Origin of the sequence: Tundrisphaera lichenicola, from assembly GCF_051175385.1 — a bacterium.
Lineage (GTDB): Bacteria > Planctomycetota > Planctomycetia > Isosphaerales > Isosphaeraceae > Tundrisphaera > Tundrisphaera lichenicola.
This window is the reverse complement of sequence record NZ_CP195106.1, coordinates 5,372,630-5,386,648: the sequence shown is the minus strand read 5'-3', so window position 1 is coordinate 5,386,648 and position 14,019 is coordinate 5,372,630. Positions and strand designations below refer to the sequence as shown.

Genomic DNA, 14,019 nt, shown 5'->3' with positions numbered 1-14,019 from the left:
GATCTCAATCCGCCACGCGTCCGCGGAGCAGGCCATGGATCATCGTCCCTCTGAAGATCTTCTCGAATCCAATCACCCGTTCCCGGGGACTTACCAGATCAAGGCAATCGGAGTGGCAGACGACGATTTCGTGGCCCGGGTCGTCGAGGCGGTCGTCCTCGAATTGGCCACTCCCAATGAGCTAGATCATTCGGTTCGAATGACCCCGAACGGCAAGCACGTCTCCCTGACATTGGAAATGAACGTCCAGAGCGCGGAGCAAGTCCGGGCCATTTATGCCCGACTCCGGGAGGTCAAGGGGGTCACACTCCTTTTTTGAGCCGGCACGAGCAAGATCTCCGGCATCGTTGACCGGCCAACCGGCGCGTGCGTACACTGTTGGATAAGCTTGAGTTCGATCGTTGGCCACCCGACTCGTGGCCATTCGATCGCCACGCCTTCTACGCGGACCAGGCCTCACTTATGCCGGAACGGATTGAACTTTCGAGGGCCGACGACCCCCGAGATGTCGTGCACAAGGCCGTCGCATGCCTAGCTCAGGGGGGGGTCGTTGGATTGCCGACGGAGTATTCCTATGGGCTCGCGGTCGGTGCCATGCATCCTGGAGCCGTGGAACGGCTTCGAGCTGCACGCGGTGGTTGCGAGATTGGCGAAACCGGTCGGCCAACGCTTCTGCTCCGGGGACCGGGCGAGATCCGGGACTGGGCCATACTTCCCTCCGAGGTCGGATTCCGGTTGGCCCATCGAGCCTGGCCAGGGCCCGTCACACTCCGATTTCCCGTCGCCGAGAATGGCCTGAGCGGACGGCTTTCGACCGGGGTCCGCTCGTTCCTGGTCCCGGATGGCGAGATTGCACTCCGGGTCCCCTCGCACGGGATGGTCCGAGAAATTCTCCGGCTCATGCCCGGACCGGTTCTCCTGGCCGATCCGCAGATTAATCGCGACGGCGACCCCGAGAGGGCCGTCGATATGATGGAGAGTCTGACGGATCTTGATATGATCCTCGATGTCGGTGCGACGCCCCATCGCGGTCGGGAGACGGTCGTCTCGGTGACTCACGATCGCTGGTCCATCGTCGAGCCGGGCGAGACGCCAGAAACCGTGATCGCCCAGATGGCCGGGAGGATCATCCTATTCGTCTGCACCGGGAATACTTGCCGAAGCCCCATGGCCGAGGCACTCTGCAAGGTATTGCTCGCTCGAAGGTTGAAGTGCAAGCCGGATGAGTTGGTGGAACGCGGCCTGGTCGTCCTTTCCGCCGGGGTCGCGGCGGCCAGAGGTATGCCGGCCGCCTCTCATGCCGTCGAGGTTGTCCGGTCCAAAGGTGGCTCGTTGCAAGGTCATAGCAGCCGGAAGGTGACACGCGAACTCGCCCGACATGCGGACCACATCGTCGCCATGACGATCGATCATCTCGAAATCCTCCTCCATCAGGTCCCCGAGGCCGAGCCCATCGCTCGACTCCTCGATCCCGAGGGGGATATCGACGACCCGGTCGGCTCCGACTTGGAAACCTACCAACAGACGGCCCGACAGATTGAGAGGAATCTGGACGTTCTCCTCGACGAGCTTGGCATCTGAACGTTTGTAGCAGTCCAAGGGTTTGGTCTTTCGAGACTGGCGATTCGAGGATTTGTCTGGTGCGGCTGGCGAGGATATCCCCCGCGCGTTAAGCTTTTGCGATGGTCGATTGGCGAGTAGTTTCCGACTTGCGGGCGAGGACTAGCGAGATATGAATCAGGAGTTGATCGCCCCCGCGAAGCTAGTCGACCCGTTCGGCGAGCTGAAGATTTTCGCAGGAAGAGCTAGTCGGACATTGACCGAATCAATTTGCGAACATCTTGGTGTCGAGGTGGCACGTTCGGAGACCAAGATCTTCAGCGAGGGAAACGTCTTCGTCCGAGTCCTCGAGAACGTCCGGGGTCGAGATGTGTTCGTGATCCAGGGGACGGAACAGCCGGTCAATGACAATTTCGTCGAACTCCTGTTCTGGATCGATGCCTTGAAGCGAGCCAGCGCCTCGCAGGTCACGGCGGTCATCCCGTACTTCTCCTACGCCAAGGGTGACAAGAAGGACGAGCCTCGGGTCTCGATCCGGGCTCGGGTCTGTGCAGATGCGATGGAGGTCACCGGGGCGGACCGGGTCCTGATGATGGACCTGCACAGTCCCCAGATCCAGGGATTCTTCAAGATTCCCGTGGACCACCTCATGGCCATGCCGGTCCTGGTCGACTATTTCCGCAAGAAACAGATCCCAGATCTCGTGATTGCCTCGCCCGACGTCGGGTTCAGCAAACAGGCGGCGAAGTTTGCCCAGGCCATGCGAGCCGGTTCTCCCGTGATCGGGAATAAGGTCCGGCTCGACCACGACGAGCAAGCCGCCGTGCTCGATATCATTGGCAATGTCGAAGGGAAGAACGTCCTGATCGTGGACGACTTTACGATCTCCGGCGGGACGTTGATCGAGATGGCCAAGGCCTGTAAGGATCACGGGGCCCGCGACATTTACGCCTGCATCTCGCACGGGATCCTCAGCGAGGGCTCGGCCGCCCGGATCGCCGCCAGCCCGATCAAGGAACTGGTCCTGACCGACACGATCGGCCATCGATGCGAGCCGCTCCCGCCCAATTGCCACGTCGTCAGCGTGGCCGCCCTATTCGCCGAGGCGATTCTCTCGATTCATCGTCGTGAAAGCGTCAGCCGCCTCTTCGCGATCTGATCGTGATCGAGCCTCATCCTGCACATCTCGCTGATTCTCGAAATAATCGAGTCTTAGCCAAGCGATCCTCATGATCCTGAAGGAGGCCAATCCTCAGCTTCCGGCGCGACTTGCCTGAGTCGTGCCGGGATAGGTAGACCGTCCCCCGGTCTAACCAGGGTCAGGACCGGCAGCAGGAGATCCCCTGACTCACACAGATCGTTTCAACTCCAACGGGAACGTCGGTTAATTGTCACCATTCCCAGTGCCGCGATCAGCACGATTAGAATCATAGTCCGGACTCGGAGGCGGTATCGCGGCACGAAATCTCTTCTGAAGTCGTTGGGAAATGACCGAAGTAAAGATTGTAACGACGATTGGGCTTGGGTTCGTTTTTCCCCAGGAGTTGGTTCGACTGCTTTTTTTCGGAGAACTTGTGAATGACGTATTTCCCCTTGCCGACGCCAAGGCCGAAATGTCATAATCGGTGAACAAAATGCCAGAAGACTTGGGTGGGGAAGGGGGCGGTGATTGATCACGCAGATCCGCGGGATGCTCCGCTCTGTTGGTGAGGAAGAGTTGACTCTGGCCATCGAGCCGATCGAGATAGAGATTGCTATCCCAGAGTCGGCACGTCGCCAACTTCAGGTGAAAGTTGGAGAACTGGTGGCCCTTCATACCCTCTTTTACATCGAGGGGAATACGATGGGCGGGAGGATGACTCCGCGTCTCGTCGGGTTCCTATCGGCGATCGACCGCGAGTTTTTCGAGATCTTTTGTTCGGTCGACGGAGTTGGAGTCCGGAAGGCGCTTCGTGCGATGGTCCGGCCCACTCGCGAGCTGGCCCGGACGATCCAGGATCAGGATGTGAAGAGCCTTGCTACCTATCCAGGGATCGGCGAGGCGATGGCCGAGCGGATCGTAGCCAAGCTCCGGCGAAAGGTGGGCAAGTTCGCCCTGATCGTCAGCAATGGGCCGGGGTCCGAGCCGAGCAAGGCCGAGTCTAATGGGACGCCCGATAACGCCGAACCGGACGTGATCCGCGATACATTCGCGGCTCTCCTCTCCGTCGGCCACACCGAGAGTCAGGCCCGCCAGGCGATCGATCGAGTCCTGACCACCAGCAAGCGAAAACTCAAGAGCGTCGCAGACATGATTGACGCGATCTATCTCCAGCAGAAGCCAGACGCTTGAGCCCGTCCAGTCGATCGACCCCATCGGAGGTTCATCCTCATGCGAGAGCCGATTATCAGGGGCGGAGATCTCGGCGAGCGGCCCGAGGACAAGGCCCCCAGGCCGGAAGTCCCGGTGGCCGATCAGGGAGATGAAAAGCTTCGGCCTCAGAAACTGTCCGAAGTGATCGGCCAGAGAGCCGTTGCGGAACGTTTGGCCATCGCCTTATCCGCCTCCAAAAAGCGAGGCGAACCCCTCCCTCATATCCTGTTCGACGGACCTCCCGGGCTGGGCAAGACGACCTTCGCGACCGTACTTCATAATGAGCTGGGCGTCGAACTCAACATGACGAGTGGCCCGGCGCTCGACAAGAAGATGGACGTCATGCCCTACTTGACCAATGCGGTCGAGGGCTCGATCCTCTTCATCGATGAGATCCACCGGCTCCCGAAGACAGTCGAGGAATTCATCTATCCGGTGATGGAAGACTTCCGGGTCGATGTCGTCCTGGGGGAAGGGATGTCGGCCCGGACGATCAATCTCCCACTCAAAAAATTCACGATCATCGGTGCCACGACCCGGAGCGGGATGCTCTCCGGCCCTCTTCGCGACCGGTTTCACATGCACGAGCATCTCGAGTTCTACGACGTCGAAGATCTGGCGCGGATCGTCGAAGTTAACGCCTCAAAACTAAGGACAACCATCACTTCCGACGCAGCCTGGGAACTGGCTCGTCGGAGTCGTGGTACGCCCCGACTGGCCAACGCCCGGCTTCGGTGGGTCCGCGACTATGCGACAGCTCGGGCCGATGGACAGATCGACCTCAGCATCGCTGAAGACGCCCTGGCGATGCAGGATGTCGACACCGAAGGCATGGATAAGCAGGATCGACGCTACCTCGAAACCTTGATCAAGGTATTCAACGGTGGCCCGACTGGGGCTGAAGCCCTCGCGGCAACTATGAGCGTCGCCGTGGATACCCTCGAGGACGAAGTCGAGCACTACCTGCTCCGCCGACACTTCATCGTCCGAACACCTCGAGGACGAAAGGCGACTCACCATGCGTACCGACACCTGGGATTGACCGTGCCGGAGATCGAACCGGAGATCGACCTGTTTGACCAACGCCGCCTGTTCGATTGAATGCTAACGGACCTAACGCGGCGCAAAGAAATATAATGTTTGATTTTTCTTTCCGCTATTTCTTCAGTAGTCGCCTCGATCTCGAAGCGTCTTTGAACGAATTCTGACGAGGCCAATTCCTAATGACCAATGGATTTAGTGCTGGGTCGGGTTGAATGCAAGTTATTGAAAAATAAGACTTTGAAGGCAATTCTATCTTGGTGCTTGGCACGGGCTTGGAAGGATTTGTAATCGATCTGGAGCCTTCGATCTGGTCTAAAAGTTGTCGGCGGAACCAAAAATATATGGTGCCTGAATGATTGAACTTTATAATGGTATGAAACCGCACTCGCTCGCCCGCATCGACCGACCCCGCCCGCCTTCCTCGATCAGAACGGTATCACGATGTCGCGTCACCCCTCGCTCATCGCGTTCCTGACCACTCTTTCGATTGTTTCAGGTTCCTGGCCTGCTCCCGGTTCTGACGAGGGAAAGCCCTCACCCGAGCAAATCCAATTCTTCGAATCGCAAGTGCGTCCCGTGCTCGTCGAGCATTGCCAGGGTTGCCATGGGCCGAAGAAGAGTAAGGGTGGCCTCCGACTTGATTCGAGATCGTCGATCCTGAGGGGAGGGGATTTCGGTCCGGCCGTCGTGCCCGGGAAGCCCGAAGAAAGCACGCTGATCGCCGCGATCCATTACCAGGAAGAACCGAAGATGCCTCCCAAGGGCAAACTCGGTCATCGTCAAATCGAGGCGCTCAGCCAGTGGGTCCGGATGGGGGCTCCTTGGCCCGGAGGTGGTCCCGAACCGGCCGCCTCGAACGAACCGGCCTCTACGATTCGCAGGCCCGGCTATCGGATAACCGACGAGGATCGTGCCCACTGGGCCTTTCGGCCTTTGACGCGACCGGTCCTTCCGGTGAGTTCCGGGAAGGAAACCCCCTCGAATCCGATCGACTGTTTCATCGGTGGGGCACTCCAGGCGAAGGGACTTCGGCCGAATCCGCCGGCTACTAAGACGGAATTGATCCGTCGCCTCGCGTTCGACCTGACCGGACTTCCGCCCACTCCCGAAGAAGTCGAGGCCTTCAGTTCGGATTCCTCCCCCGATGCCTTCGAGCGACTGGTCGACCGACTCCTGGCCTCGCCTCGTTATGGCGAGAAATGGGGACGTCACTGGCTCGACCTCGTTCGATTCGCCGAGACAAATAGTTACGAACGAGATGGAGTCAAGCCGCATGCCTGGCGGTATCGCGATTATGTGATTCGTTCGTTCAACGAGGATAAGCCTTATGATCGGTTTATCCGAGAGCAACTGGCCGGCGATGAGCTACCCGATGGCGGGACCGATGGTCTGATCGCCACGGGTTATTACCGCTTGGGCCTCTGGGACGACGAGCCGGCCGATCGTGAGCAGGCCTTTTACGATGGGCTCGACGACGTGGTGGCCACGACTGGTCAGGTCTTTCTCGGGCTCACGGTGGACTGTGCCCGTTGCCACGATCACAAGCTGGATCCGATCCCCCAGAAAGATTATTACCGGTTCCTCTCGTTCTTCCAGAATGTCAACTATTACCGGAATGGCGGACCGACGGACGAAGCGGCGATCCTCCCCGATGAGGCCGCCCGGCAAGCCTTTGAAGAGGCGAACAGGGAGTTGAAGCGTCAGCGGGACGAGGCACAGGCCTCGGTCACCGCGATCGAAAGTGAGTTTCGATTGGCCTACGAGAAGACGCACGAAGGGAAGATCGCCGCCGTCGCAATCGAGGATCTGACTTACCGATTCTATCGAGATACCTGGGAGCGACTCCCGGAGTTCGATGCTCTCAAGCCTGAGACGATCGGCAAGCTCCCGACCGGTCTTTTCTCGATCGCTCCTCGGTCGCGCGATAACGCATTTGGCTTTGTGTTTGAAGGAACCTTGATCGTCCCAAAGGATGGGCGATATACCTTCACCCTCGACTCGGATGATGGCTCACGCCTCATGGTCAATGAGTTCCTGGTCATCGAACATGATGGAATTCATGATATCGACGCGGAGCAATCCGGGACGCTCGAACTAAAGCAGGGGCGGGTGCCGATCCGGCTCGACTACTTTCAGGCGGAGGGAGGTCTGGGCCTGAACGTGGGCTGGGCCGGTCCTGGTTTCTCGCATCAACCCCTCTCTGAACCCGAGAGTGGTCCTTCCACTTCAGGGAAGCAGAGACTGACTCCGGCGGAATTCGCCCGCGTCATTCGGCGCGAAGGGGCCGGACTGCTCGGCGAAGCGAAGGTCAAGCAGTACCTCGAACTTCGCAAATCCCTCGATGAACTTAGGAACCGCAAGGCACCGGCCGAACGAGCCCTCGTGGTGAGCGAGGTCGGGCCGAAGGCTCCCGAGACGCATGTCCTGATCCGAGGAAATCCGCATATTGCGGGCGACCCGGTCGAACCTGCCTTCCTCGAAGTGGTCAGCACGTCTGCCCCGGTCATGCCCGAGCCCTCGTCGGACGCAAAATCGACCGGGCGTCGGACCGTCCTGGCCAACTGGATCGCCTCGGCCGAGAACCCCCTGACGGCGAGGGTCATGGCCAATCGAGTCTGGCAATATCACTTCGGTAGAGGGATCGTCAGATCGCCGAGTAACCTGGGGACGCAGGGTGATGCGCCGACGCACCCCGAATTGCTCGACTGGCTTGCTTCCGAGTTGATCTCTAACGGCTGGAGGATGAAACCCCTTCATCGCCTGATCGTTACCTCCGAGGCTTATCGACGATCCTCGAAGGCCAATCCCGCCAATCTCGAAGCCGACCCCGCCAATGACTTATTCTGGCGCTTCGACATGAGACGGCTGGGAGCCGAGGAAGTTCGCGACGCGATCCTGTCGGTCACCGGCAGCCTGAATCTCAAGATGTATGGTCCTGGAGTCTTCCCCGAAATCCCGGCCGAGGTGATGGCCGGGCAATCGGTCCCGGGTCTGGGCTGGGGTAAATCTACGCCGGAGGATCAGGCCCGGCGGAGCATTTACGTGCATGTCAAACGGTCGCTCCTCCTGCCGATCCTCGAAGGATTCGACATGGCCGAGACCGACCGGTCGTCCCCGGTCCGGTTCGCGACCACTCAGCCGACTCAGGCTCTCGGGATGCTCAATAGCGGATTCCTGAACGCTCAGGCCAAACTCCTCGCCGATCGGCTCAGGCGAGAGGCCGGCACGGAAACCCCGGCTCAGGTGGAGCGGGCCTTGAAACTGGTCACGGGACGATGTCCATCGGACGGGGAGATTTCCCGAGGGGTTGGCCTGATCACTGCCCTCCGCGATCGCGATGGCGAATCGGCCGACCAGGCCCTGGAATCGTTTTGCCTGGTGGTCCTGAACCTCAACGAGTTCCTCTACCTCGACTGACGAATCGATCAATCGGCCCGCCAGGCGAGCCGGGGGGAAATAACCATGAGCAACGAATCAGGCGATCGGATCGAGTTTAACGGGTCGTTTTGTCGTCGAACCCGACGGGAGATGCTTTGGGAGGCCGGAGCAGGCTTCACCGGGTTGGCGCTGGCCGGGATGCTTGGCCGCGAAGGTTATGCCGCCGACGGGACCAAGCCGAACTTCTCCAACCCGCTGGCTCCCAAGAAGCCGATGTTCCCGGCCAAGGCCAAGAGCGTCATCTTCTTGTTTATGTACGGGGGCCCAAGCCAGGTTGACACCTTCGACTACAAGCCCGAACTGTACAAACTCGACGGCAAGACGATTGCCATCAAGACCTTCGGTCGTGGCGGCAAGAAGAATGAGGGCCGGGTGGTCGGCCCCAAGTGGAAGTTCCAGCCCTATGGCGAGTCGGGGAAGCAGGTCAGCGAACTTTTCCCGAACCTGGCAACCTGCGTCGACGACATCGCCTTCCTGCACTCAATGACGGCCGACTCGCCGATCCACGGCTCGGCGATGCTCCAGATGAACACGGGCAAGATCCTCTCGGGAAGTCCCTGCCTTGGGTCGTGGGTCAACTATGGCCTGGGGAGTGTCAACGAGAATTTGCCCGGCTTCGTGGTGATGCTCGACCCGACCGGCGGACCGATCTCCGGCTCCAAGAACTGGTCCAGTGGCTACATGCCGGCGACCTACCAGGGGACCCTCCTCCGTTCGGCCGGGGCGCCCGTCCTCGACCTGAAGCGTCCCGAAGGTCGGTCCGAGGCTGAGCAGCGGCGGATGCTCGACGCCCTGCATGATTTCAACGCGGACCACCAGGCCTCCCGCGTCGACAACTCGAACCTGGCCGCGCGGATCGCGAGCTACGAGATGGCCTTCGCCATGCAACGTCACGCCCCCGAGGCCGTCGGGATAGACGGGGAGTCCGACGAGACGAAGGCCCTCTATGGGATCGACGAGAAGCGGACCGAGGATTTCGGTCGTCGATGCCTGCTGGCTCGGAGGTTGGTCGAGCGGGGCGTCCGGTTCATTCAGCTCTATGCCGGTGGTGCTCATAACGACAGCAACTGGGATGCCCACGGCAATCTGGTCGAGAACCACAACTACCATGCCGGGCGGACCGACAAGCCGATCGCGGGTCTCTTGAAAGACCTGAAGCGGCGTGGACTACTCGACGAGACCCTGATCGTCTGGGGCGGAGAGTTCGGCCGTCAGCCGACGGCCGAGTACGCCGAGGGGACCGGGCGGGATCATAACGCGGCCGGCTTCACCATGTGGATGGCCGGTGGCGGGATCAAGGGCGGCGTCAGCGTCGGCGAGACCGACGAACTGGGCGGGGCGGCCGTCTCGGACCGGCTTCACGTCAAGCATCTCCACGCCACCGTCCTCCAGCAGATGGGGCTCGACCCCAATGAGCTGAACTACTTCTACAACGGACTCGACCAGAAGCTCGTCGGCGTCGAAGGAGCCGAGCCGATCCGGCAGATCATCTCCTGAGCCCCCCCGAACTCTCTCCGACGAGGCATGCTCGCATGAATGTATTTCGGCCGATGGCCGTCGGGTTCGCCCTGACGGCCCTTTGCTTGTCAACCTCCCCGGCGGAAGATACCCTCCCGCCCGGCCCCCCCTATCGGCTGATCGTCCAGGATAAAGGGAAGCTGGCGATCGTCGGACCCGGGGGCAAAATCGAGTGGGAGGTCCCGCTTCGCTACACCGCCCACGACGTCCAGCTCCTTCCCAATGGCAACATCCTCATGCCAACCGACGACGTGACGGTCGTCGAGATGACCCCGGACAAGCAGGTCGTCTGGAAGCACATTTCTCGGCCGGCCGGTGATTACAAGGGCAAGGTCGAGATCCATGCTTTCCAACGCCTGCCGGATGGCCTAACGATGATTGCCGAGACCGGCAATCGGCGTATCATCGAGGTGGATGCCGACGACAAGATCGTCAAGGTCGTCCCACTGGTCGTCGATCATCCCGACTCGCACCGAGACACCCGGCGTGTGAGAAAACTGGACAACGGCCATTACCTCGTCTGCCACGAGCTGGACGGGACCGTCCGCGAATACGACGACTCGGGCCGCGTCGTCTGGGACTACAAACTCGACCTGGCCGGACGTCCTTCCACCCCGGGTCACGGTGGTCACGGGACCGAGGTCTTCAACGCGGTTCGACTTCCCGATGGAAATACCCTGATCGGTGGCGGCAATAATAATCGGGTCATCGAGGTCACGCCCGATCGAAAGATCGCCTGGAGCATCGACCACGATGAATTGCCCGGGATCAAACTTGCCTGGGTCACCTCGGTCCAGAGACGCCCCAACGGGAACGTGATTGTCGGGAATACGCATGCGGGTCCCGACAATCCTCAGATTTTCGAAGTCACCCGAGATAAGCGGGTTGTCTGGACTTTCCACGACTTCCAGAACTTCGGCAACGACCTCTGCGCCTCGTGGGTAATCAACATCGAGGAAGGGGTCATTCGCTGACATGGATAAGATTCGCTGGGGGATTCTGAGCACGGCGAAGATTGGCGTCGGCAAGGTGATCCCCGCCATGCAGAAGGGGATGTACTCCGAAGTGGTCGCGATCGCCTCACGATCGGACTCCAAGGCCCGCGAGGCCGCCGAGTCGTTGGGGATAGCTCGAGCTTACGGTTCGTATGAGGCCTTGCTGGCCGATCCCGAGATCGACGCCATCTATAACCCACTGCCGAATGATCAGCACGTGCCCTGGTCGATCCAGGCCCTGGAGGCGGGCAAACACGTCCTCTGCGAGAAGCCGATCGCCCTCTCGGCGGCCGAGGGGCGGGAACTCGTCGATGCGTCGAGGCGATATCCGAAGCTCAAGCTGATGGAAGCCTTCATGTATCGCCACCACCCCCAGTGGCGGCTGGCGAAGGACCTGATCGGTTCCGGGCGTATCGGGTCGCTCCGGACGATCCAGACGTTCTTCTCTTTCTTCAACGACGATCCCTCGAATATCCGCCACGATCCGGCCAAAGGAGGCGGCGGCCTGATGGACATCGGCTGCTACGCCATCTCGCTCTCGCGATGGCTTTTCGACTCCGAGCCCGGGAGGGTCCTGGCTTTCGTCGAGATGGATCCCAACTGGGGAGTCGACCGGATGGCATCGGCCATCCTCGATTTCGGCAATGGTGGGTCGGCCACCTTCACCTGCTCCATGGCCGTCTCGGCGCTTCAGGTCGTCCAGGTCGTCGGGACCGAGGGCCGAATCGAACTTTCCGAGGTGCCCTTCAACGCTCCCAATGATGCCCCGTGTGCGCTCAGGGTTCAAAGGAACTTCGGGCCAGTCGAACGGTTCGAGGTCGAGACCTGCGATCAGTACACGATCCAGGGTGATCTCTTCGCCAGGTCGATCCTCGACGACACACCGGTCCCAACCTCGATCGAAGACGCGATCCGGAATATGGACGTCATTGAAGCCGTCTACGCCGCCGGGACTTCGGGGGGATGGGTCGTGCCTCGTCGGACCTGAAGCCGGCTCGGAGCAAATTTCGGACGGCAGGCAGGTGCAAGCGGCTCGCTCAGGCGTTAGGATGTGGCCCATCCTTCAAGAATGATGCCTGACGCGGGAGCCCTCGACGGTGAAGACCCGACCCCTGGGACGGACCGGCCTTGATTTGCCCTGGCTGAGCTTCGGGGCCTCCTCACTTGGGCAGGAGTTCCGCTCGGTCGACCTCGGGGAAGCAATCCGATCGGTCCACGTGGCCCTCGAACTGGGGATGAACTTCATCGATACCTCGCCGTTCTATGGGCGAGGGATGAGCGAGTGTCTCCTGGGAGTGGCCTTGCGGGGTGTCCCTCGGGAGAGCTACATCCTCGGCTCGAAGCTTGGTCGATACGACCGTGCCCATTTCGACTTCTCCGCCCGGCGGGTCGTCGAGAGCGTCGACGTGAGCCTACAGCGAATGGGAGTCGACCATCTCGACATCATGCTCTGCCACGACATCGAATTCGTCGAGATGAGCCAGATCGTCGAGGAGACTTTGCCCGCGCTCCGGAAGGTCCGCGATCAGGGGAAGGTCCGCTTCATCGGGGTCAGTGGCTATCCGATGAAGATGTTCCGCTATGTTCTCGATCGGACTGACCTCGACGTGGTCCTCTCCTACAATCACTTCACGCTCCAGAACACGATGCTTCTCGACCTCGTCCCCTATCTCAAAGAGAAGGGCGTGGGACTGATAAATGCCGCGCCTTTCTCGGCTCGACTCCTGACCAATGCCAAACTCCCCCCCTGGCACAAGGCGACGCCGTTCGTCCGTGAAACCGCTCGCAGAGCGGCCGAGCACTGCGCGTCCCGAGGGGTCGACATCGCGCAACTTGCCCTCCAGTTCTCGCTGGCCGATGAGGATATGACGACCTGTGTCGTAGGCTCGGCCAACCCCGAGAACGTCCGGAAGTGGTCGGAATGGGCCAATCTGCCGGTCGACGAAGTTTTGATGGCGGAGGTTTTAGAGATCCTCCGTCCGATCCATGACTGGCATTACACCGAAGGGCGGCCCGAGAATAACGATCCGCCCTCGGAGCCGGGGATCTGATCGGCTCCTAGAAGCGAAAGGATTGCGATGAAAGCCCTGCTCCTGGAAGCCCCAAAAAGCTTCAAGAGCATCGAGATCGAGGAACCCTCCCGGCCCGGTCCCGGTGAAGCCCTGGTCCGGGTCCACCGGATCGGGATCTGCGGGACGGATATCAGCGGATATCTCGGCAAGATGCCCTTCTTCAGTTATCCGCGGATACCCGGCCATGAGCTGGGCGTTGAGGTCGTCGAGGTTGGCGAAGGGGTCTCGAACATTAAGGCCGGAGACCGCTGCTCCGTCGAGCCTTATATCAACGATCCCGAGAGCTATGCCAGCCGTCGGGGTTTTCCCAACTGCTGCGAGAAGCTGGAAGTCCTGGGGGTTCATCGCGACGGCGGGATGCGGCCCTACTTCCTCCTCCCGGCCCGCAAGCTCCACCCATCGAAGACGTTGGCATTCGACCAGTTGGCACTGGTCGAGACCCTGGCGATCGGATGCCACGCGACGGATCGCGGGGCACCCGCCCCGGGTGAATCCTGCCTGATCATCGGGGCCGGTCCGATCGGACTGGCGACGCTGGAGTTCGTCAAGCTCACCGGCGCGAAGACGATCGTCCTCGACATGAACGAAGGCCGTCTCGACTTCTGCCGGAAGGTGATGGGAGTCGAGCATACGATCAGTCTTTCTGATCGCCTCGAAGAGGAACTTCGCGAAGTGACCGACGGCCACTTGCCCGACGTGGTGATCGACGCGAGTGGATCCAGCACCTCGATGTCGGCGGCGTTCGGCTTCGTTGCTCCGGGCGGCGGTCGGCTGGTCTACGTCGGAATCACGACGGATGAGGTCAAGTTCCGACATCCGATTTTCCACCGCCCCGAGGGAACCCTACTCTGTTCCCGGAATGCTTTGCCTCGGGACTTTACCCGGATCATCGGGCTGATCGAGGCCGGTACCATCGATACCAAGCCGTGGATCACGCATCGCTCGGGTTTCGAGGAACTCCCCGGTCTTTTCCCTTCGTATACCAGGCCCGAGACGGGCGTCATCAAGGCCATCGTCGAGGTCGACTGAACGGAGCTTG

The 14,019-nt window shown here is 60.6% G+C and carries 11 protein-coding genes; all 11 read left to right on the top strand.

Annotated elements, in window-relative coordinates; translation table 11 throughout:
- The first annotated feature begins 34 nt into the window (after positions 1–34).
- The 11 genes from P12x_RS21095 to P12x_RS21045 all read left to right on the top strand — a co-directional run bounded on the left by P12x_RS21095 (position 35) and on the right by P12x_RS21045 (position 14,009).
- Positions 35–319 (top strand): YbeD family protein, encoded by a 285-nt coding sequence (locus P12x_RS21095; protein WP_435006725.1) that lies wholly within the window; start codon positions 35–37, stop codon positions 317–319.
- Between the two features lie 143 nt (positions 320–462).
- Positions 463–1,581 carry a Sua5/YciO/YrdC/YwlC family protein gene (locus P12x_RS21090; RefSeq protein WP_435006723.1) on the top strand — a complete coding sequence of 373 codons (1,119 nt, stop codon included), beginning with the start codon at positions 463–465 and terminating at the stop codon, positions 1,579–1,581.
- A gap of 151 nt (positions 1,582–1,732) precedes the next feature.
- Entirely contained in the window at positions 1,733–2,719 is a 987-nt protein-coding gene (locus P12x_RS21085; RefSeq protein WP_435006722.1) for a ribose-phosphate diphosphokinase, read from the top strand.
- A gap of 510 nt (positions 2,720–3,229) precedes the next feature.
- Positions 3,230–3,892: a Holliday junction branch migration protein RuvA gene (ruvA, locus tag P12x_RS21080; protein ID WP_435006720.1), complete on the top strand. Its 663-nt coding sequence runs from the start codon at positions 3,230–3,232 to the stop codon at positions 3,890–3,892.
- Between the two features lie 39 nt (positions 3,893–3,931).
- Positions 3,932–5,014, top strand: coding sequence for a Holliday junction branch migration DNA helicase RuvB (gene ruvB / locus P12x_RS21075; protein WP_435006719.1), 1,083 nt, complete (start codon positions 3,932–3,934; stop codon positions 5,012–5,014).
- A gap of 384 nt (positions 5,015–5,398) precedes the next feature.
- The gene (locus tag P12x_RS21070) at positions 5,399–8,374 is read left to right on the top strand and encodes a DUF1553 domain-containing protein (RefSeq protein WP_435006717.1); all 2,976 of its coding nucleotides are present in this window, start codon (positions 5,399–5,401) and stop codon (positions 8,372–8,374) included.
- 45 nt (positions 8,375–8,419) lie between these two features.
- Positions 8,420–9,892 carry a DUF1501 domain-containing protein gene (locus P12x_RS21065; protein WP_435006716.1) on the top strand — a complete coding sequence of 491 codons (1,473 nt, stop codon included), beginning with the start codon at positions 8,420–8,422 and terminating at the stop codon, positions 9,890–9,892.
- Positions 9,893–9,927: 35 nt separating this feature from the next.
- Positions 9,928–10,887: a beta-propeller domain-containing protein gene (locus P12x_RS21060; protein ID WP_435006715.1), complete on the top strand. Its 960-nt coding sequence runs from the start codon at positions 9,928–9,930 to the stop codon at positions 10,885–10,887.
- Between the two features lies 1 nt (position 10,888).
- Positions 10,889–11,896 (top strand): Gfo/Idh/MocA family protein, encoded by a 1,008-nt coding sequence (locus P12x_RS21055; RefSeq protein WP_435006714.1) that lies wholly within the window; start codon positions 10,889–10,891, stop codon positions 11,894–11,896.
- 109 nt (positions 11,897–12,005) lie between these two features.
- Positions 12,006–12,959 (top strand): aldo/keto reductase, encoded by a 954-nt coding sequence (locus P12x_RS21050; protein ID WP_435006712.1) that lies wholly within the window; start codon positions 12,006–12,008, stop codon positions 12,957–12,959.
- 27 nt (positions 12,960–12,986) lie between these two features.
- Positions 12,987–14,009 carry a zinc-binding alcohol dehydrogenase family protein gene (locus tag P12x_RS21045; RefSeq protein WP_435006711.1) on the top strand — a complete coding sequence of 341 codons (1,023 nt, stop codon included), beginning with the start codon at positions 12,987–12,989 and terminating at the stop codon, positions 14,007–14,009.
- Positions 14,010–14,019 lie beyond the last annotated feature (10 nt).